The 20,028-nt window shown below is 58.3% G+C and carries 23 protein-coding genes; 17 read left to right on the top strand and 6 right to left on the bottom strand.

Annotation, left to right across the window (positions count from 1 at the left end):
- Window positions 1-11: 11 nt before the first annotated feature.
- The 3 genes from LKX83_RS08825 to LKX83_RS08815 are packed head-to-tail and all read left to right on the top strand — an operon-like array spanning window position 12 to window position 1,676.
- A complete protein-coding gene (locus tag LKX83_RS08825; RefSeq protein WP_227881941.1) occupies window positions 12-641 on the top strand; it encodes a trimeric intracellular cation channel family protein in 630 nt (209 codons plus the stop codon).
- Window positions 642-643: 2 nt separating this feature from the next.
- On the top strand, window positions 644-1,117 hold the full coding sequence (locus tag LKX83_RS08820; RefSeq protein ID WP_227881807.1) for a low molecular weight protein-tyrosine-phosphatase: 474 nt from the start codon (window positions 644-646) through the stop codon (window positions 1,115-1,117).
- A 22-nt stretch (window positions 1,118-1,139) separates the two neighbouring features.
- Entirely contained in the window at window positions 1,140-1,676 is a 537-nt protein-coding gene (locus LKX83_RS08815; RefSeq protein WP_227881806.1) for a hypothetical protein, read from the top strand.
- A 103-nt stretch (window positions 1,677-1,779) separates the two neighbouring features.
- On the opposite strand, the gene LKX83_RS08810 is transcribed toward LKX83_RS08815, so the two are convergent.
- Window positions 1,780-2,535, bottom strand: coding sequence for an alpha/beta hydrolase (locus tag LKX83_RS08810; RefSeq protein WP_227881805.1), 756 nt, complete (start codon window positions 2,533-2,535; stop codon window positions 1,780-1,782).
- A 274-nt stretch (window positions 2,536-2,809) separates the two neighbouring features.
- Here LKX83_RS08810 and pdhA point away from each other — a divergent pair, with 274 nt between their 5' ends.
- From pdhA to lpdA, 4 genes are read left to right on the top strand one after another with little or no spacing between them, the layout of a single operon-like run.
- On the top strand, window positions 2,810-3,910 hold the full coding sequence (gene pdhA, locus LKX83_RS08805; protein WP_227881804.1) for a pyruvate dehydrogenase (acetyl-transferring) E1 component subunit alpha: 1,101 nt from the start codon (window positions 2,810-2,812) through the stop codon (window positions 3,908-3,910).
- Window positions 3,911-3,961: 51 nt separating this feature from the next.
- Window positions 3,962-4,939 carry an alpha-ketoacid dehydrogenase subunit beta gene (locus LKX83_RS08800; protein WP_227881803.1) on the top strand — a complete coding sequence of 326 codons (978 nt, stop codon included), beginning with the start codon at window positions 3,962-3,964 and terminating at the stop codon, window positions 4,937-4,939.
- A gap of 20 nt (window positions 4,940-4,959) precedes the next feature.
- Window positions 4,960-6,306: a dihydrolipoamide acetyltransferase family protein gene (locus LKX83_RS08795; protein ID WP_227881802.1), complete on the top strand. Its 1,347-nt coding sequence runs from the start codon at window positions 4,960-4,962 to the stop codon at window positions 6,304-6,306.
- Window positions 6,307-6,309: 3 nt separating this feature from the next.
- Window positions 6,310-7,731 (top strand): dihydrolipoyl dehydrogenase, encoded by a 1,422-nt coding sequence (gene lpdA, locus LKX83_RS08790; protein WP_227881801.1) that lies wholly within the window; start codon window positions 6,310-6,312, stop codon window positions 7,729-7,731.
- Window positions 7,732-7,835: 104 nt separating this feature from the next.
- On the opposite strand, the gene LKX83_RS08785 is transcribed toward lpdA, so the two are convergent.
- Window positions 7,836-9,644, bottom strand: a complete 1,809-nt coding sequence (locus tag LKX83_RS08785; RefSeq protein WP_227881800.1) for an SgrR family transcriptional regulator — start codon at window positions 9,642-9,644, stop codon at window positions 7,836-7,838.
- A 129-nt stretch (window positions 9,645-9,773) separates the two neighbouring features.
- Here LKX83_RS08785 and LKX83_RS08780 point away from each other — a divergent pair, with 129 nt between their 5' ends.
- The 7 genes from LKX83_RS08780 (at window position 9,774) to LKX83_RS08750 (ending at window position 14,894) form a co-directional block, all read left to right on the top strand.
- The gene (locus LKX83_RS08780) at window positions 9,774-9,959 is read left to right on the top strand and encodes a hypothetical protein (protein WP_227881799.1); all 186 of its coding nucleotides are present in this window, start codon (window positions 9,774-9,776) and stop codon (window positions 9,957-9,959) included.
- Between the two features lie 148 nt (window positions 9,960-10,107).
- A complete protein-coding gene (locus LKX83_RS08775) occupies window positions 10,108-10,626 on the top strand; it encodes an acyl-CoA thioesterase (RefSeq protein WP_227881798.1) in 519 nt (172 codons plus the stop codon).
- A gap of 41 nt (window positions 10,627-10,667) precedes the next feature.
- The gene (gene thyA / locus LKX83_RS08770; protein WP_227881797.1) at window positions 10,668-11,462 is read left to right on the top strand and encodes a thymidylate synthase; all 795 of its coding nucleotides are present in this window, start codon (window positions 10,668-10,670) and stop codon (window positions 11,460-11,462) included.
- Between the two features lie 83 nt (window positions 11,463-11,545).
- Window positions 11,546-12,088, top strand: a complete 543-nt coding sequence (locus LKX83_RS08765; protein WP_227881796.1) for a GNAT family N-acetyltransferase — start codon at window positions 11,546-11,548, stop codon at window positions 12,086-12,088.
- A gap of 133 nt (window positions 12,089-12,221) precedes the next feature.
- On the top strand, window positions 12,222-12,725 hold the full coding sequence (locus LKX83_RS08760; protein ID WP_227881795.1) for a dihydrofolate reductase: 504 nt from the start codon (window positions 12,222-12,224) through the stop codon (window positions 12,723-12,725).
- 165 nt (window positions 12,726-12,890) lie between these two features.
- Window positions 12,891-14,381, top strand: coding sequence for a glutamate synthase subunit beta (locus LKX83_RS08755; protein ID WP_227881794.1), 1,491 nt, complete (start codon window positions 12,891-12,893; stop codon window positions 14,379-14,381).
- 183 nt (window positions 14,382-14,564) lie between these two features.
- A complete protein-coding gene (locus LKX83_RS08750; RefSeq protein ID WP_227881793.1) occupies window positions 14,565-14,894 on the top strand; it encodes a hypothetical protein in 330 nt (109 codons plus the stop codon).
- A 70-nt stretch (window positions 14,895-14,964) separates the two neighbouring features.
- Here LKX83_RS08750 and LKX83_RS08745 read toward each other — a convergent pair whose 3' ends face one another.
- Entirely contained in the window at window positions 14,965-15,204 is a 240-nt protein-coding gene (locus LKX83_RS08745) for a helix-turn-helix domain-containing protein (RefSeq protein WP_255654426.1), read from the bottom strand.
- A 338-nt stretch (window positions 15,205-15,542) separates the two neighbouring features.
- Window positions 15,543-16,094, bottom strand: coding sequence for a TetR/AcrR family transcriptional regulator (locus LKX83_RS08740; RefSeq protein ID WP_227881792.1), 552 nt, complete (start codon window positions 16,092-16,094; stop codon window positions 15,543-15,545).
- Between the two features lie 149 nt (window positions 16,095-16,243).
- On the opposite strand from LKX83_RS08740, the gene LKX83_RS08735 reads away from it, so the two are divergent.
- Together LKX83_RS08735 and LKX83_RS08730 are read left to right on the top strand one after the other, a co-directional pair.
- Window positions 16,244-17,179, top strand: a complete 936-nt coding sequence (locus LKX83_RS08735; protein WP_227881791.1) for a ketopantoate reductase family protein — start codon at window positions 16,244-16,246, stop codon at window positions 17,177-17,179.
- A 125-nt stretch (window positions 17,180-17,304) separates the two neighbouring features.
- Window positions 17,305-18,360 (top strand): hypothetical protein, encoded by a 1,056-nt coding sequence (locus tag LKX83_RS08730; protein ID WP_227881790.1) that lies wholly within the window; start codon window positions 17,305-17,307, stop codon window positions 18,358-18,360.
- A gap of 140 nt (window positions 18,361-18,500) precedes the next feature.
- On the opposite strand, the gene LKX83_RS08725 is transcribed toward LKX83_RS08730, so the two are convergent.
- Complete coding sequence (locus LKX83_RS08725) at window positions 18,501-19,238, bottom strand: HAD family hydrolase (RefSeq protein ID WP_227881789.1); 738 nt, start codon at window positions 19,236-19,238, stop codon at window positions 18,501-18,503.
- 257 nt (window positions 19,239-19,495) lie between these two features.
- Between LKX83_RS08725 and LKX83_RS08720 the strand changes: the two genes are divergently transcribed.
- Window positions 19,496-19,633, top strand: a complete 138-nt coding sequence (locus LKX83_RS08720) for a hypothetical protein (protein WP_227881788.1) — start codon at window positions 19,496-19,498, stop codon at window positions 19,631-19,633.
- A gap of 6 nt (window positions 19,634-19,639) precedes the next feature.
- On the opposite strand, the gene LKX83_RS08715 is transcribed toward LKX83_RS08720, so the two are convergent.
- Window positions 19,640-19,870: a hypothetical protein gene (locus LKX83_RS08715; protein WP_227881787.1), complete on the bottom strand. Its 231-nt coding sequence runs from the start codon at window positions 19,868-19,870 to the stop codon at window positions 19,640-19,642.
- Window positions 19,871-20,028: the final 158 nt, after the last annotated feature.

The raw sequence follows: 20,028 nt of genomic DNA, 5'->3' as shown, positions 1-20,028 counted from the left end.
ATCACCTGGATATGTTCCAGTTGTTCAGCTTGATCGGCACGATCGCTTTCGCCGTGAGCGGCGCGATCGTTGCCATGGAGGAAGAATACGATATTCTCGGCGTCTTCGTGCTCGGGCTCGTGACGGCGTTCGGAGGCGGGGTTGTCCGCAACCTGCTGATCGGCGTGCCCGTCACTTCGCTTTGGAGCCAAGGGCTGTTTTTGAAAACGGCGGGGATCGCCATCCTCATCGTCTTCGTGTTGCCGATGGCTTGGATTCATCATTGGAAGCGGAGCGAAGCGTTCTTCGATGCGATCGGCCTGGCGGCGTTCGCCATCCAAGGCGCGATGTACGCCGTGAACGCCAAGCTGCCGGCCAGCGCCGTCATGGTGGCCGCGATGCTGACCGGCATCGGGGGAGGGATGATCCGGGACATCATGGCGGGACGCAAGCCGCTCGTGCTACGGGACGAAATTTACGCGGTCTGGGCGCTGGCGGCGGGGCTCGCCGTCGGCCTCGGGGAGCTCAAGGCGACTTGGGAGCTGATCGTCCTGTTCGTCCTGACCGTTCTGTTTCGCATGCTGTCGGTTCATTACAAATGGAAGCTGCCGCGCCGGAAATACGTGCAGACGGGCAGCGCCAAAGACGGGAGTGTCATGTAACGATGCCTTATCGTGTATTGTTCGTTTGTCTCGGCAACATCTGCCGTTCTCCGATGGCGGAAGCCGTCTTCCGGGAAAGGGTGCGCGCCGCCGGATTGGCGGATGCGATCGAAGCCGATTCGGCCGGGACGGGAGACTGGCACATCGGCAAGCCGCCTCATGAAGGGACGCGCAGGCTGCTGGACGGCAAAAGCATCTCTTATGAGGGCATGTGCGCGCGTCAGCTCCAACCGGGGGACGGGGACGCCTTCGATCTGATCGTCGCGATGGACGCGAACAACGAGCGCGACATTCGCGCCGTCGTCGGGAACGACGCCAAGGCGGAAGTCATCCGCCTGCTGTCGATCGTGCCGGACAGCGTCCTCCAGGACGTGCCGGATCCGTACTATACGGGAGATTTCGAAGAGACGTACGCGCTGGTGAGCGCCGGCTGCGACCTGCTGCTCGAGCGCATTCGCCCGCGTCTGGCGGGATAAAAGGAAAGGCGGCGAAGCGACGATGCCGATCGACCGATTCGAAAGCTCCGGCGAGGGAGCGGGGGCAGGCGAGCCCCTCTCGTCTCTGAAGCTCGTTCCGGAGACGCTGTTGGCCGAACGCCTCGCGGAAGTGAAGGCGCTGGCCGAACGGGAACACGAAATGTACCGTCTCCTGAAGGATGACCTCACCGGCGAGCATTATCTCCATTATGCCGTACGCCATCTGAACGTGGCCGGGGGCGGGGCGGAGGAACAGTACCATCATCTGCTTCCGTTGGCGCACGACGACGTCATTTCGATCGCCCTGGGCGAGTCGTGGCCGGCGTATCCCGAAGAATGGCGCGCCGCTTATTTGCGCAACGGCCCGGGCGGAGGCTACGTCTGGTACGACCCGGACGGCGCCGCGGCGGATGCGCCGGCTTACGAGGCGGCGGCGCTAACGCTTCGCGACAAGCTGCTCGCGTTCCGTCAGAACGGCAGTCCCGACGAAGCGGACGTGCGGCGCCTGCTCGAAGAAACGGAAAGGCTATTCCCGCGGCGCGGGCCGAACGGGGAATAGCTTTTGGATGCCGCGTAAAAACGAAACCTCCGAACCGCAAGTTCAAGCGGAATCGGAGGTTTTTTGCGCTGAAGGGACTTCGAGTTCTCGTTGGGACGGCCAATTACATATGGGCTTCCGGGCCGAGGAACGCGCCGAGCGCTTCCGGCAGCTCGGTCTGCCAAAAGCCCCATTTGTGCTCGCCGTTCTTTTCCCGATAATCGATGTAGGCGCCCTTGCGCTCGAGCAGGCGGCGGGCCATGCGATTCAGCTCGACGAAGTTGAAGGTGCCGTGGTCCGTTTGGTAGGCGGTTTCCTGCAGGCCGACGATCATCCACAGCGCCAAATGCGACAGGTCGGCCGCCTGTTGGATCTGACGGATCGACGCGTCGTAGTAGGCGCCGGAAAGCGAGAGGATGCGGGTGAACGCCTCCGGATGGCGCAGCGCGATGGATAGGCTGACCGCGCCGCCGAGCGAATCGCCGGCGAGCAGGCGGCCGGTCGGGTCCCGGCGCACGCTGTATCGGCTTTCGACGTACGGGACCAGCTCTTCCATCCAGAAGGAAAGGTACGCTTCGTGCCGCTCGCTGCCCGGCTGATACTCTTCGGTCCGGACTTTTTTGTCGACGTCGACGCCGACGATGACGAACGGCTCCCAGACGCCGCCCGCGATGCGCTCGTGAGCGATCGTAGCGACGCGTCCGAAATTGAAGAAATCTTCTCCGTCCTGGCAGTAAACGACGGGATACGCGACGTCATCCCGGTAGTCCGGGGGTAAATACAATCGAACGGATCTTTCGCCAGACGCCAAGCGGGCGCTGGGAATTTGGTGCTTCACGACGGTGCGGCGGACCGGCTGATCAGGGGTCAATGGGGACATCCTCTCTCCAAGGGATTCGGGTATGGCAACCCTCCGGCATGGGCAAACCATGGAATGGACGGCTTCGCCCGCTGGCGGAGTATGTTCGGCCATGCATTTTGTATTACTGTGTTATATCAAAACCTATGCCCTGTACTACAAACAAAGTGGTCGGTCAAACGCTAAAAAATCAATCATAAAGCCTTTTTTGCTTTGACCAAACCAATCAAACAGAGCTATAATAATTCTATAACAGAAACCCCTCTTCCACAATTCATGACGAGGTGATCGAGAAATGAGTAAAGGTTCCTTGGACGCCCCGGCCAAGCCGGTTCAACAATTCCCGCACGTAGTTCACTCGGAAGACGTAAGACCGCTTCAGGTATTGTCTCCGGAAGGAGAAGTCGTCAATCCCGACGCGATGCCGAAGCTGTCCGACGAGCAATTGAAGGAAATCATGTATCGCATGGTATTTACCCGCACGTGGGACGATCGCGCCGTCAATCTCGGCCGTCAGGGCCGCCTCGGCTTCTACGCGCCGGTATCCGGCCAGGAAGGCACGATGGTCGGCAGCGAATACGCGCTGACGAAGGACGACTTCGTCTGCCCGGGCTACCGCGACATGCCGCAGCTCGTCTGGCACGGCCTGCCGCTGTACCAGGCATTCTTGTACTCCCGCGGCCACCAGCACGGCGGCCAGATCCCCGAAGGCGTTAACGTGCTCATGCCGCAGATCATCATCGGCGCGCAGATTCTGCATGCCACGGGCATCGGGATGGGCTTCAAGCTGAAGGGCGAGAAACGCGTCGCGATCACCTACACCGGCGACGGCGGCTCCTCCGAAGGCGACTTCTACGAAGGCTTGAACTTCGCCGGCTCCTTCAAGCTGCCGGTCATTTACTTCGTGCAAAACAACGGCTACGCCATCACGACGCCGTTCGCCAAGCAAACGGGCGCCCAATCGATCGCCCACAAAGCGCTGGCGGCAGGCGTGCGCGGCGTGCAGATCGACGGCATGGACGTGCTCGCGGTCATCTCCGCGGTCCAGGAAGCGGCCGAGATCGCGCGCAACGGCGGCGGGGCGACGTTGATCGAAGCGCTCACGTACCGGTTCCGTCCGCACTCGATGTCCGACGACGCGACCAAGTACCGGACGAAGGAAGAAGAGCAGGAGTGGAGCCTCAAAGATCCGCTCGTCCGCTTCGGCAAGTACCTCGAATCCAAGGGCCTGTGGTCCGAGGAAGACACCGCCCGCGTCAAGGAAGAAGCGAAAGCGGCCGTGAACGAGCATATCAAGAAAGCCGAGCAGACGGAAAAGATGACCGTCGCGGGCCTGATCGACTCCATGTTCGAGCAAACGCCGGCGCACCTCGAAGAGCAGAAGGCCGATTTCTAAAGAGAACGGACGATACGGCTGACAATCCATAGATGGGAGAGAGTTCACAGCATGGCGCAAATGAATATGATTGAGGCGATTAAGGACGCGATGCGGGTCGAACTGAAGCGCGACCCGAACGTGCTGATTTTCGGGGAAGACGTCGGCAAGGTCGGCGGCGTCTTCCGCGCAACGGAAGGATTGCAAGCGGAGTTCGGCGAGCAGCGCGTGTTCGACACGCCGCTCGCCGAATCCGCCATCGGCGGCTTGGCCGTCGGCCTCGGCATCCAAGGCTTCCGCCCGATCGCGGAAATCCAGTTCGTCGGATTTATTTATGAAGCATTGGATCAAATGTTCGTACAAGCCGCCCGCATGCGCTACCGTTCCGGCGGCCGCTACAACGCGCCGATCGTTTTCCGCACGCCGTTCGGCGGCGGCGTCAAAGCGGCCGAGTTGCACACCGACTCGCTCGAAGGCCTGGCCATCCAGACGCCGGGCATCAAGGTGATCGTGCCTTCGAATCCGGCCGACGCGAAGGGGCTCCTCATCTCCGCGATCCGCGACAACGATCCGGTCTTCTTCATGGAGCACCTGAATCTGTACCGCGCGTTCCGCGACGAAGTGCCGGAAGGCGAATACACCGTCCCGATCGGCAAGGCAAAAGTCGTCAGAGAGGGCAAGGACGTCACCATCATCGCTTACGGCCTCATGGTTCATACCGCGATGAAAGCGGCCGAAGAACTGGAGAAGAACGGCGTATCCGCCGAGGTCATCGACCTGCGCACGCTGCTCCCGCTCGATATCGACACGATCGTCGCTTCGATCGAAAAGACGAATCGCGCGATCGTCGTGCAAGAAGCGCAAAAGACGTCCGGCGCTGCCGCCGAAATCATCGCCCAAATCAACGAAAAAGCGATCCTGCATCTGGAAGCGCCCGTGCTTCGCTGCGCCGGACCGGATACCGTCTATCCGTTCGCCCTCATCGAGGACTCCTGGCTGCCTACGCCGGCGCGCATCGTGAAGACCGTTAACCAAGTGATGCAGTTCTAAGTGGACAGGAGGTAGGTCAAGTGGCAAGATTCGAATACCGGTTCCCCGAGCTTGGCGAAGGGCTGCACGAAGGCGAGATCGTCAAGATGCACATCGCGCCCGGCCAAGCGGTTACGGACGAAGATATTTTGATGGAAGTACAGAACGACAAGGCGATCATGGAAGTGCCCTGCCCGGTCAATGGCAAAGTGCTCGAAGTGTTCGCCAAGGACGGCCAGACGATGCGCGTAGGCGAAGTTGTCGCCGTCATCGAAGCGGAAGGCGAGCTGCCGGAGCAGCCGCACGCCGAAAGCCACGGCACCGACAACGGCGGCGGCAACGCGGCGACCGGCGGCGCGGACACGAAGGGTCAGCCGGCTCAAGCGCCCGCAGCCGAAGCGCCGGCCGCGCAAACGGCGGGCGAGTCCAAGCCCGCAGCCGAATCGAAGCCGGCAGCCGGCGGTCCTGTCCTTGCGACGCCTAGCGTCCGCAAGCTCGCCCGCGAGAAGGGCGTCAATATCGCCGAAGTCGGCGGCACCGGCAAAAACGGCCGCATCACCCGCGAAGACGTGCTTGGCTTCGCCAGCGGCGGCGCGCCGAAGGCGGAAGCGGCGGCAGAAGCGCCTGCGGCAGCCGGACAAGCGTCTGCAGCCGCGCCTGCGGCCCGCGCCGCGCAAGCCGGCCCTGGCGTAGAAGAGCGTGTGCCGTTCAAGGGCGTTCGCAAGGCGATCGCGAACGCGATGGTCAAATCGGCGTACACCGCGCCGCACGTTACCCTTCTGGACGAAGTGGACGTCACCGCACTCGTTGCGCTCCGCGCCCGCGCGAAGCCGGTCGCCGAGAAGAAAGGCGTCAAGCTGACGTACCTTCCGTTCATCGTCAAGGCGCTGGTCGCGGCCTGCCGCGAGTTCCCGGCTATGAACGCGATGATCGACGAAGCGGCGAACGAAATCGTCTATAAGAAGTACTACAACATCGGCATCGCGACCGATACGGACAACGGCCTTCTCGTGCCGGTCGTCTTCGACGTCGACCGCAAAAACATCTGGACCGTCGCGAACGAAATTCGCGACCTGGCCGTTCGCGGCCGCGACGGCAAGCTCTCGCCGAACGAGATGCGCGGAAGCACGATCTCCATCACGAACATCGGCTCCGCGGGCGGCATGTTCTTCACGCCGCTCCTGAACTTCCCGGAAGTCGCAATCCTCGGCACCGGCCGCATCTCCGAGAAGCCGGTCATCAAAAACGGCGAAATCGTCGCGGCATCCGTCATGGCGCTGAGCCTCAGCTTCGACCACCGGATCGTCGACGGCGCCACGGGCCAGAATTTCCTTAACTACATTAAACAGCTGCTCGCCGATCCCGAGCTGCTCGTCATGGAGGTGTAATCGATGGTAGTAGGAGACGCTTCTCTGGACATCGACACATTAGTAATCGGAGCAGGTCCCGGCGGTTACGTTGCGGCGATCCGCGCCGCTCAGCTCGGACAAAAAGTCATCATCGCGGACAAAGGCAAATTCGGCGGCGTCTGCCTGAACGTCGGCTGCATCCCGTCGAAGGCGCTCATTAACGCCGCTCACCACTACGAATCGATGCTGCACGCGGCCGATTACGGCCTGTCCGCGGACAACGTCGGCGTCGACTTCGGCAAAGTGCAAGAATACAAGGGCTCCGTTGTTAACAAGATGACGAGCGGCGTCGAGATGCTGCTCAAAGCGAACAAGGTGCAATTGTTCCAAGGCGAAGTCATGTTCATCAACGAACACGAAGCCCGTCTGTTCAACGATCAAGAAGCGCCGCGCTACCGCTTCAAGAACTGCATCATCGCGACGGGCTCCCGCCCGATCGAGCTGAAGCCGTTCCCGTTCGGCGGCCGCATCCTGTCTTCGACCGAAGCGCTGTCCCTGCCGGAAGTGCCGAAGAGCCTCGTCGTCATCGGCGGCGGCTACATCGGCGCCGAGCTCGGCCAGATGTACGCGAAGTTCGGCACCGAGATCACGATCCTCGAAGGCGCCGACACGATCCTGCCCGGCTTCGACAAGGACATGAGCCAGCTCGTCGTGAAGAAGCTGAAGAAAAACAAAGTCGAGATCGTCACCGGCGCGCTCGCGAAAAGCGCAGAGCAGTCCGACAAAGACGTTACCGTCACCTATGAAGTCGGCGGCGAGACGAAGTCCGTCACGGCGGACTATCTGCTCGTCACCGTCGGCCGCCGTCCGAATACGGACGGAGAGCTTGGCCTCGACCTGATCGGCATCAAGCTGACCGACCGCGGCCTCGTCGAAGTCGACGATCAATGCCGCACGAGCATCCCGCACATCTTCGCGATCGGCGACATCGTCCCGGGCGCGGCGTTGGCGCACAAAGCTTCGTACGAAGCGAAGGTCGCCGCCGAGGCGATTGCGGGACTGCCGTCCAAGGTCGACTACAAGTGCATCCCGGCCGTCGCGTTCACCGATCCGGAATGCGCGAGCGTCGGCTACACCGAGAAGGAAGCGAAGGAAAAAGGCCATAACGCCAAGTCCAGCAAGTTCCCGTTCGGCGGCAACGGCCGCGCAGTGACGCTGGGCGGCGCCGACGGCTTCATGAAGATCATCTCCGACGCCGATACGGGCCTCGTCCTGGGCGCGCAAATCGCCGGCGTCGAAGCCTCGAACATGATCGCCGAGCTGGGCCTCGCGATCGAAATGGGCGCGACGGTCGAAGACATCGCCCTCACGATCCACGCGCATCCGACGCTCGGCGAGATTACGATGGACGCGGCGGAGCTCGCGCTCGGCCATCCGATCCATACGGTCGCTCCGAAGAAATAAGCGCCGTTTTCCCGAAGCATCGAGTCTCATTTATTAAAAGAAGGCCGCTCCCGAGCGTCAGCTGCGGGAGCGGTCTTCTTTTTGCCATACGTCATCTTTTTCGATTAAGCCAGCTTTTCCAGCCAAATGTCCTTAAAATCGATCCACCCGAGCGAATTCAGGCTGACGCCGCGCACGGAGGGGTGGAGATACGTCCGGAGCTCCTTGTGGTGGAGGAAGATAACCGACGCTTCGTCGCGGATGTGCTCCTCGATCACCTTCAGATGCTGACGCCTGCAAGCTTCGGTGTCCGCGCTCAATGCGGCGTCGATGCGCCCGTGGATCCATTCGAGCCGCTCGTCGTCCAGATAGGCTTGAAAGACGCAATCCCCGTGCGCGTAAGCTTCGATCTCGCACACTTCGTCTTCCGACAAGATGAGTCCGGAGATCGTGAAGTCGGCGCCTTCGAGCGGCGTACAGTATTGGGCCGTATCCTGCCACGTGTTCAGTTGCAGGTCGACGCGGATTCCCCATTGGGCGAGACGAGAGACGATCCAGCGGGCATCCGATTCGAATTTAACGTGCGAGACGAAGCGGAGAGGCGTTCCGTCGTAATACGATTCGAGCAAGGCGGTCTTGATGCGCTCCGGCCGAAACGGCTCGACGGATCGCGATTGGCTCGCTTCCGGACGGAAACCGAAGGCCGGCAGCACCCGATCTCCGCCGAGCTCCCGGATCAGGTCGAGGGGGTTCAGAATCATCCGCACCGCGCGGCGAAACGCTTCGGAAAGCTGCGGAGCGTCGCGCCGGAGGTTCCAGGTAAGCATCGTGCAGCCCTGGCAAAGCTGGGTGAGCGCCTGCCAATTTTCCAGATGACGATCGGGCGGCGGCATATCGTCGCCATCCTGGAACAACACCTCAGGCATGCTCGTCGCCGTTGTCAGACACTCTTCGGGCATGATGACCACGTCGACGCCATCGAGGTAGGGTCTGCCTTCGTGATAGGCGGTATGGGCGGCGAGCTCGATGCAGTGCTTCGAATGCGATACGAGCCGAAACGGCCCCGTCCCGATCGGCAATCGCCAAAAATCTTGCTCCTCGGCTCCGCCCAGGTCGGCGGGCAGGATGGAGGCGGCGCAGGTACATACAAACCGGTCGAAAATCCGGTTGGGCTTGTTCAGGCGTACGCGTACGACGCGCGAGCCGAGCGCGTCGATCTGCTCGACGCCCCGCATCACCCAGCGGTTTTGCGTGGTGCCGCGCAACCGGTTCAGCGTGTACACGACGTCCCGCGAAGTGAGCTCGCGGCCGTCATGGAACAAGATGCCTTTGCGCAAATAGAAGGTCCACTCGGTCGCTTCCGGGTTCGAGGTCCAATGGTGGGCCAAAAACGGAACGATCTTGCCGAGCGCCGGGTCGAAACGGAGCAGGCGATCGAACAGCTGGCGCACCAGGTGGGCATCGAAGGCGTAGTTCACCTCCGCCGGATCCAAGGTCACGATGGGGCGATACACGGGAAACTGCAGCCTGTCGCTAGCGGGGGTGCCGTCTTTGGCGTCTTCCTTGCGGTAGCCGAATTGGCCGTTCAGCCACTCGAGAAATTTGGGCTTCGCCTGCGTCCCCCCGCCGTAGGATTGGAGAAGCTCGAAGCTGAGCCGGTAGTCGCCCTGCTCCGCGTGGCATTGGGACAGGTCGAGAAGGAAGCTTTCCTTCTGCACCTTGAAGGCGATGCGGGAGCGGTTGCCCCGGCCGCGGCCCGGGATCCAGTCAATGAGACCTTCCTCCTCGAGACGGTGCAGGATGAGCTTGGCGTTCCGAGGGGTGCAGTACAGCGTCTCGGACAGCTCTTCGAGCGTCGCTTCGACCGGCTGGCCTTCGCTCGTCTCCCCGCCGAACCGTTCGTAAAGCGTCAAGTATCGTTCTGCCGTTATCACCTTTTCGGCCTCCTTCCGGCGTGTGCCCATGGAAAAGGGGAAATCGTTTGAGACGATTATACGCTTTTTAACCCCTTTTGAACAGCGCATAATGAAGCATAGAGAGAGGATGAAACGGAGGGGAAGACGATGCTGGAGCATCAACATTGGATCGAGAAATTGGCGGAATACCGCGAAGCGACGTACAAGGGACGGAATCCGCTGGCCGAGGCCGAAAAGTCCGCGGAGGGAAGGGTTCCCTCTTCTCCACGCCGCAAGGGCGCCTGGATGGCCGGAATCGTCTGGTTCGGCATCGGCGGGAAACGAATCCGCTGACGCTCGCGAAATTTGCAAAGGGCGAAGCCGTTACCGCTTGCGATGCCATATAATGAAGATACGCGTTCGATCGTGCATGCCTTGCGGCAGACAAGGCGATAATAGCGCGAGACGTTCGAGAGATTCGCGGCGAGAGAGAGGCGGCCCCATGCGCGAAAATACAGGTCAACCCGATGCCCGGCCGATCGCCGGTTCCCGCTCCGTCATGACGGAGATGGTATTCCCGGGCGACACGAACCACCACGGCACGATGTTCGGCGGCACCCTGATGCAATACATCGACAAAATCGCGGCCATCGCCGCGATGCGCCATTGCAACCGGCCTGTCGTGACGGCTTCGTCGGACAGTCTCGACTTTCTGTCCCCGATCCGCGTCGGCGAAGCGATCGAGCTCGAGGCGTTCGTCACGTGGACGCATCGCAGCTCCATGGAGGTGTACTGCGTCGTGCGAGCGGAAAATCTGTTCACCGGCGCGAGACGTCTCACCGTCACGGCTTTCAGCACGTTCGTCGCCTTGGACGAGCAGGGCAAGCCGACGGCGGTGCCGGCCGTCTATCCGGAGAACGACGCCGAGCGGGCGCTGCACGACAGCGCGGCGGAACGGTACGCCCACCGGCAGGAGCGTCGAAAGCGTCGCTACTCGTCGACAGAGGGACAAGAGAAGTGATACAATAACAGAATCCATCCCGAAAGAAAGTGGTGCTCTTCGTGCGCAATTATTTGGATTTGCTGCAAGACATTTTGGAACATGGCGTCGAGCGAGGCGACCGGACCGGGACCGGGACGATCAGCGTGTTCGGCCGTCAGCTCCGCTACGACCTGCAGCAAGGCTTCCCGCTCGTCACGACGAAGCGGCTGCACCTTAAGTCGATCGTTCACGAGCTGCTGTGGTTTCTCAGCGGCGAAACCAATATCCGCTATTTGAAGGAAAACGGCGTCCGCATCTGGGACGAATGGGCCGACGATAACGGCGATCTGGGTCCCGTCTACGGCTCCCAATGGCGCGCCTGGGAAGGTCCGGACGGTCGGCGCTTCGATCAGATCGCCCAAGTGGTCGAGTCGATCAAGCGCAATCCGGATTCGCGCCGGCATCTCGTCAGCGCGTGGAACGTCGCGGAGGTCGACAACATGAAGCTGCCGCCATGCCATTTCGCCTTCCAGTTCTACGTGGCCGACGGCAAGCTTTCGTGCATGCTCACGATGCGCTCTGTCGACACGTTTCTGGGCCTGCCGTTCAATATCGCCTCTTACGCGCTGCTCACCCATATGATGGCCCAACAGTGCGGCCTCGAAGTCGGCGAATTCATCTGGTCCGGCGGAGACGTGCACATTTACAGCAATCACGTGGAGCAGGTCAAGCTGCAGCTCACGCGGGAGCCGTTCCCGCTGCCGCAGCTTGTCATCAAGCGCAAGCCGGATTCCATTTTCGATTACCGGATCGAGGACTTCGAGTTCGTTGGCTACGAGTATCATCCGACGATCAAGGCGCCGATCGCCGTCTAGCCGAACAGCGGCAGACGAGCGGCCGGTATCACCACGGCCGATTCTCGCGCCGTGGTGATCTTTATATCCGGGGAGGAATACCGATGAACATCAAAAACGAACGCATCGAGCTGCGCTCGCTCGAAGCGAGGGACGCGCGAGCGTTCGTAGAGCTTCACCGTCGCAACCAAGCGTTTTTTCAGCCTTTCTTGTACGAACGCAGCGAAGAATTCTATTCCGCCGACTTTCAGATCGAGCAGTTCGAGAAGAACAAAGCGCTGGCGGAAGCGGACGAAAAATACGTATTCGGCATTTTTCGAACGGATACGGACGAGCTGATCGGGCAGATCTCGCTCATGCAGGTCGTGCGCGGCGCGCTCCAATCGTGCTGGGTCGGCTACTATCTGGACCAGGCGCTAAACGGACGGGGCTATACAAGCGATGCGCTGCGTCTAGTTGTCGACTTTGCCTTTAATGAGTTGAAGTTGCACAGGGTCGAAGCGGGCGTCATGCCGCACAACGAGAAGTCCATCCGGGTCGTGGAAAAAGCCGGCTTCGAGCGTGAAGGGCTGAACAAAAAGAACGTCCTCATCAACGGGAAATGGCAGGATCACTTGCATTTTGCCGTTGTGAATCCGAACGATTGAGCTGTTTCGGGCTCTGATTGAACGGATTTGCGATCGATTTTGCGGGATTGTCATCATTTCCTCCGTAGTCGCTTTCCGACATGCTATGTTATGATGGAAAAAAAGACAGAGTGGATCAGGGGGAGAGGACCGGATGTCGATTACGATGATCGCAGCCGTCGCCAGCAACGGCGTCATCGGCGCGGACAACGATTTGCCATGGCGGCTGAAGTCCGATATGGCCTTTTTCAAGGCGCAGACGATGGGCAAGCCGGTGCTGATGGGGAGCCGCACGTTCCGTTCCTTGCGCAGGCCGCTCGCCGGCCGAACCAACGTCGTGCTTTCGCGGGCGATGGCCGAGGCGCCGGAAGGCTGCGTGCTGGTGCGATCGGTCGATGAAGCGTTGCGCAAGTACGGGGAAAGCGAATTGATGGTCATCGGCGGAGCGGACGTATACCGTCAGCTGCTGCCTGTAGCAGATCGGCTGCTCCTGACGGAGCTGGCTGAACCTGTGGAGGGGGATGCCTTTTTCCCGCCTTTCGACAAGGACGAATGGGAGCTGATCTCGCGAACGCCGGTCGAGCCGAACGCGGACAATCCGATCGCCTTCGCTTTTTGCACCTATGTCCGACGGTCGACGAAAAGTGCAAAAAATTGAGAGGATAATCCATTCTGGACGCCTCTCCAGTAGGGTAAGATGAGGGATCATACACGCGCAAATCCTTGACGCATATAGGCTTGCAAGTTCGGCCTTCAATGGATATATCGATTGATGCAGAAACGCAAGTGATCGTGCGAACTACCGACAGATGGGGGAAATGGGATGTCGACACCTACGGGATTTATGGAATATCAGCGCGAGCTTCCTAGCGATCGCGACCCGCTCGAGCGCATCAAGGATTGGAAGGAATTCCACCGGATGTTCTCCGAAGAGCAGCTGCGCACCCAGGGTGCCCGCTGCATGGACTGCGGCACGCCATACTGCCATACGGGCATGGAGCTGTCGGGCGGCGCTTCCGGCTGTCCGATCAACAACCTGATTCCCGAGTGGAACAATCTCGTCTATCGCGGTCTCTGGAAAGAAGCTTACGAGCGTCTCGCCAAAACGAACAACTTTCCCGAGTTTACCGGCCGCGTGTGCCCGGCGCCTTGCGAAGGATCCTGCACCGTCGGTCTCATCGGCGATGCCGTCACGATCAAGACGATCGAACAGGCGATCATCGACCGCGCCTTCGAGGAAGGCTGGGTCGTTCCGCAGCCGCCGAAGTCCCGTACCGGCAAACGCGTAGCCGTCGTCGGCTCAGGCCCGGCCGGCCTCGCCGCCGCCGCGCAGCTGAACAAAGCCGGCCATCAGGTGACGGTATTCGAGCGAGCCGACCGTCCGGGCGGCCTGCTCACGTACGGCATCCCTACGATGAAGCTCGAAAAGGACATCGTCCAACGCCGCGTCGACCTTTTGGCCGCCGAAGGCATCGATTTTGTCACGAACACCGAGATCGGCAAGGACGTTCCCGCCAGCCAGCTCGTCGAGGAGTACGACGCGATTGTGCTCTGCGGCGGCGCCACCAAAGCCCGTGGCCTCGGACCGGTCGAAGGCGCGAACCTCAAGGGTATCTACCCCGCCATGGAGTACCTGAACGGCACGATCAAGAGCTACCTCGATTCGAACCTCGCCGACGGCAATTATATTTCCGCCAAGGACAAGCACGTGATCGTCATCGGCGGCGGCGATACCGGCACCGACTGCGTCGCTACCGCGCTGCGTCACGGCTGTGCGAGCGTCTCCCAATTCGGCACGCACGCCAAAGCGCCGCTCACGCGCGACCAGATCAACAACCCGTGGCCGGAATTCCCGAACGTCTACACGCTCGACTACGCCCACGAGGAAGCTAAGGCGCTGTACGGCGAAGACCCGCGGGCGTTCTCCGTTCTGACGAAGAAGTTCGTCGCCGACGAGAACGGCAACGTCAAAGAGCTGCACACCGTGCAAATCCGCCGCTACGTCGACGACCAAGGCCGCAAAATTTACGAAGAGATCCCGGGCTCGGAAAAAGTATGGCCGGCCGATCTCGTACTCGTCGCCGTCGGCTTCGAAGGTCCGGAGTCGACGCTGATCGAGCAGCTGGGGCTCGAGACCGACCGCCGCACGAACGTGAAGGCGGCTTACGGCAAATACAGGACGAGCGCAGACAAAGTTTTCGCCGCAGGTGATATGCGCCGCGGGCAGAGCCTCATTGTCTGGGCGATCAACGAAGGCCGCGAAGCGGCCCGCGAAGTCGACCGGTACCTGATGGGCTCGACGATGCTGCCTTAACCGGCGGACGGCACCGACTTCATAGGAAATCTGGAGGGTTGCTCCGGGGCGGGTCGCTTGACGCCGTTTCGGGGCAGCCCTTTTGAGCGAAATCGGGGGCCGGGCCCGCAGGGCACGCCGCCGAAAACGCGCTTTTTTCGCGCAGAAAAAAAACGGATAGAGAAGAAAGCGAGGCGGATTTCCGTGATCCGATATGGTGACGAGTTCGCGAGAGAGTTGAAGTTTGTCGGTTTCTCGCCTTCGATCGAGCGGCGGGACGGCCAGTGGGTGGACGTCGAGCTCCGCTTCGAGACGGAAGCGTCCACGCCGATCCCGACGGACCTGATCGATCTGACGGGCTTGATCGTCTGCACCCACGAGGGTCATCCGATCCAGATGATCCCGCTCGACGAAGGATGCGATTGCGAATACCAATTTACCGTGGGAGAGAAGGAGCAGATCGAAGCGTACGTGCGCAGCGAGCCCGTCTTGGCGGCGATTCGGCGCGCAGTGCAGTCCGGGTCGGACGCGTAAGTGCCGCGTCCGTTTCCGGTGGCGGGCGAGAGGGGCTTAGGCCACCGCTAGATGGAGCAAAGTGCTCCAACTACGGGCATGAAGAAGATAGGCTAGCTCCAGATGGAGCAAAGTGCTCCAACTGCGAACATGGGGGCCTCGGCCGTCGGTTGGAGCAAAATACCCCATGCTGTCTAAACTCCGACGGTGGGAGTCCGAATCTTTCCTTGAATACTTTGGAAAAGTGAGCGATATTTTCGAATCCGGTCGAAAAACAGACATCCGTAGCAGATAACGCCGTTTCCGCTAATAGTTCCTTGGCTTTAACCAGCCTCCGATTGCGAACCCATTTGAGCGGGGGGGGGGGTGTTGTATATGGCTTGAAAATCCCTTTTGAATCTGCCGGACAAATAGGCCAGGTCGTTAAGGGAAACGGGATTCAAGAAGTTCTCCTCCATGATCCTTGCGACTATGTGCTTTTGCCCGATGTTCAAAGGAACCATCCCCTATGTTTCTTAACAAACGTTTCAATACTTATACTTTTAGTATAGCTGGAAACCGGCGAGAATACTTTACTGAAAAGCTAAAGATCACATCTAAGGATTGATACGCTGAATTGATACTACTTGTATGGTTATACAACATATGGAATGGGTATGAATGACAGACTCATTCTTTAAAATAGGGCGTGATCCCTCTTGAATATAGGTTCTCCACTAACTTGAAAAATTCTTCTGACGATAAATCCTTTTGACGCTGGAGCCAAAGACGAAATAAAGAAAGGGAAGTTGTCAGGTAAAACTCAATTAAGTATGGCGTTAAGGAATGGTTTTGCGGAACGTTTAATTCTAATTGACCCAAAGTGATTTCTTTTTTTAAGCGTTTTAAAAAACGGGTATTTCCATAATCGCCCAAAAGGGCATGAAGAACCAGGAGATGTTCTCTTTTGTCCAGACAATAGAGCGTATCTTGAACCGTATGCATGGATGGCTCTTTATTCGCCAATTCTTTTTTTATGTCATTCAATAAGTCATTTTCAACAGAGTCTAACAATTCGTAAATGTTGGTAAAGTATTGATAAAAGGTGCTGCGGTTATATCCTGACTTATTCGCAATTTCCTGAACCGAAATTTTCTCAATCGGCTTTTGGCTATATAACTCACAAAAAACTTCTACAAACATTTGTCTTGTTTTCTCCGTTATTTGGGGTTGCTTTTTCATGTTTCCCTCCTACTAGCGAATAAGAATATCATCCGACAAATCATAAAAAACTGATGGTTGATCAAGGGATAATGAAGATTTACAATCACATCATACAACATGTTGTCTGATAATCAAAAGGAAATGTTAATAAGTAGGGGGGGGGTTTAATGTCAGCAAAACAAGATAGAATTTTAATTTTTGGTGCAGGTGTCATCGGGAGCATGTACGCAATTAAGCTTATTGAAGCAGGGTTTGACGTTACCCTGTTTGCACATTCTAATAGATTTAAATCATTAAGAGAAAATGGCCTGCAATATAAAGAAAAAGGTACAGTTAGATCGATACAAGTGAATGTCATTGATACGCTCGAAAATGACGATGTATACGATTTTATTTTCGTTACCGTTCGTTATGATCGGTCCGAATCAGCGTTGTTAGCGCTAAAAGATAATCAAAGCAAAAATATAGTTACGATGACTAGCAATTCAATTGGATTTTCTTCGTGGCTGGATATCGTAGGGGATAGACTTTTACCGGCTTTTCCCGGCTTCGGCGGACAGATTAAAGATGGAGTATTGCATGCTCGATTTCTACCAAAGATTATAATGGCAACTGCATTTGGAGAAATGAACGGAGTAGTGACAGAACGGATAGAGAACCTCGCAAAATTATTTAAAACAGCAAAGCTTCCCTACGTTATTAAAAAGGATATGCAAGCGTATCTAATCACACATTCCGTATCAGACATTGCCATGTTGAGCGTTTTGTATTCTGAGAATAAGATAATTGACAAAAAACCAGCCAGAACCAGAAAGACGGCACGCCAAATAACAGTCACTTTAAAAGCGTATCTAAGGGCAATACAAAAAGCTGGCGTTTCAATTGATCCACCCATGCTTAAAATGGTGCTTCAATTTCCAAACTTATTTTTGGATCTTTTCTTTATGACATGGCTGCGAACTAAAATGGTTAGGGATATGATGCTGCCGGATTATGCGAATAATGCTAACAATGAGATTGTGCAGCTGAGCAATGATTTAATGAAATTTTTAAGGCAAAATGATATCAAATCGGAAATACATGTTCAGTCATTTTTTTGTTAAAATATTCCCGCTAGACAATATGCTCCCCTCGCCACCCGGCGAGCGTCTTCCACGATTAGGAAGTCTATGATAAACTGTTTCCTAGATTTGCTAGGACGGATAGAGACGGGAGAGGAGGGCGGAAGGTGGAGCGAGCCGCGTTGTTGTCGCCGCAGGACGTACTGGTTATCCGGCGTTACGTGCAGACGAAGTACGCTCCTCTGACGGATGGGCGGCAGGCGGAGATCGTCGCCGACGCCATTCGCCGCACCATCGAACAGCGTCTGCCGGACTGGCCGGAATCGTTGAGGCGAAAGGTGACGGATAACCTGATCCACCGCTGCATCGTGGCGGAGCAGCGGGAGGTGCTGCCCGAGGACGTGCTGGACGCTTGCGGCGAAGCGGACGGGGCGAACGTGCTCGAACCGGGCACGCTGCTCGCCTGGCTGAACGAGCGCTCGGCGGAGCCTTGGTCCGCCGAGCGGCTCGCGGCCCGCTTGCGGGACGCCAGGCTACCGCCAGGCACGCCGGGGGCGGCCGCCGCCGAGACGTTTGTCGGCGAGGCGCCGGCTTCAGCGGACGCGGGGCGGTCTGCCCGCAGCCTGCTCCGCATCCCGGGACGGCGTCTCGCATGGCCGTTTATCGCCGTCGGGCTCGCGGCCGGACTCACGATCGCCGCTCCGCAACTGCTCCCGCGCGAGGCGCCGGCGCAAGAGACTGCACCAGCACCTGCGGCGGGCTCGCAGCCGACGCCCAAGCCGGACATCGGCATGCCCGCGCAGCTTCGCTATGCGGAGATCGACGCGAAGGCGGTGCAAACGTACCTGCGCGGCCGCGACTCGATACTGGCGGACGAGCCTTATTTCGGCGCGATCGTCAAGAGCGCGCGCAAGCACGACGTGAACCCGCTGCTGTTGTTCGCGATCGTCGGGCAGGAGCAGGGCTTCGTGCCGAAGTCGAACAAGCAGGCGGAGCGAATCGCGAACAATCCGTTTAATGTGTTTCACAGCTGGGAGGAGTACAACACGGACATCCTGGACACGTCGGATATCGCCGCCAAACTGCTCGCCAAGCTGGGGAGATCCAGACCGGAAGGGCGCGACCCATTTCAATGGTTCAACCGTACGTACGCCGAGGATCCCGCCTGGGGAATCGGGGTGCGCAAGCTGTTCGACAAGCTCGCCTCGCTGCCTCCGTCCTGATCCTTTTATTCCGCTTGAATAGGAAACAGGCCGTTCCGCGCGTCCATATGGACGAAGTCGAAACGGCCTGACGTTATTGATTGCGCCGAATCGGCCCGGAAGCGCGGGTGTAAACCACCCCAAACCTCGAATCCGAGCGCTCAGCCGTTACCTGATAGATAACCGGCGATGGCGGGCGGCACCTGGGGCAGCGCGCTCAGCGTCAGGAAGGCACCCTGTGGCGAAGCGTCGATCGGCAGCACGTTGTATACCCACTCCAGCTCCTGCTTCAGATAAATGGCGTTAAGACCGCATGCGAGAGCGGGCAGGACGTCGGTGCGGACCGAGTTGCCGATCATCCACGTACGGTCGACATCGAATCGGCCGTCCCGCAAAATCTCCTTCAACGCGTCCGTATTTTTGTGCATGCGGATATAGATGCGATCCTCGAAGTAGCGCTCCAAGTTCATCTGCTCGATCTTCCGGCGCTGAATGACCGGATCGCCGCCCGTATACAAATGCAGGCGGTGGCCGCTCTGGGCCAGGTTGTCGAGCGTCTCATTCATATGCGGATAAGCTTCGATCTCCTGCTCGTACACGCTCAATCCCAGCTGCCATAAATGGCGCTCCTCCTCTTCGCTGCGCGGACGGCCGAACAAATTGCTGTAATGCCGGTAAGTGTCTACGAACGATTGGGGGAAATGTTCGCTCTGAAACCCGACCAGCTGCACCCCGGCGATATCGATCTCGGCGTGCTTCTCCAGAACGGCTTCGCGTGTTAGACCGGCATAGGCGAACCAGGTCGTCATCAGATCGGCGAATTGGTCCTGGATGAGGTGAAAATATTTGTTGCAATAAATCAATGTATCGTCCAAATCGAACAGGATCTGCTGCTTCATGAAAACCGGCTCCTTCATCCATCCTCGCAACCTTCGCTGTCGTTAGCTTATCCATTCGGAACGGAAAAGGTTACGGTCAAGCAGCCTCGTCGCGGCGCCCGTCAGGCGTCCGCGCAAGGGCATGTCCTCATTATCCCCGCCGGACACAGGTTTGTAAATGTCTCCGATGAGGAAAGCTATGAGAAAAGCCCCCATCGGCCATACGCGCGGCAGATCATGCCGGCGGCAAGCGATGAAGGGCGGGAGGTGACGAAAGGATGCCGAGAAACGGAAGCACGAAAGCCGATGACCAACAAAACATGGCACGCTTCAAGTCGGAGGCCAAAGCGACCCGGCTGAACAAAATGTCCAGCCGGCCGCCAAGCTTGAACAAAATCAACAAGAACTTGCCGTAAGCGGGGTCAAGCGTACTTGGAGATCTTGGCGGACAGTTCGCGCTTGATGAAGGCGATGCGCTGGCGTACATAAAAATCGTAGCTGCCCCCGCTGAGCTCGCGGGGGTTCATCGTATGTCCGGTGTCGTTGTCCACGATGACCAACTTGCCGCTATCGTAAAATTTGAAAGTCAGATCTCGTGACGGCCGGGCCCCTCGGGAAGGTTCCAGGTAGCGGAGGTGTTCGCAGTTCTCCATCCATCATTCCACCTTTGACTGATAAATGTCGGAACATTTGTTCTTATTTCGATTATACCAAACATTTGTTCGTATGGAAAGGCATTCCGTAATGAAATAAACTAGAATAGCATAGAAAAAGAGGTTCATAGAGGCCGATAGAGCCGGGATGCCCGCAT

It is taken from the genome of Cohnella baijiui, from assembly GCF_020731285.1.
Taxonomy (GTDB): Bacteria; Bacillota; Bacilli; order Paenibacillales; family Paenibacillaceae; genus Cohnella.
The sequence above is the reverse complement of the archived record's forward strand: the minus strand, read 5'-3'. Positions and strand labels throughout refer to the sequence as shown.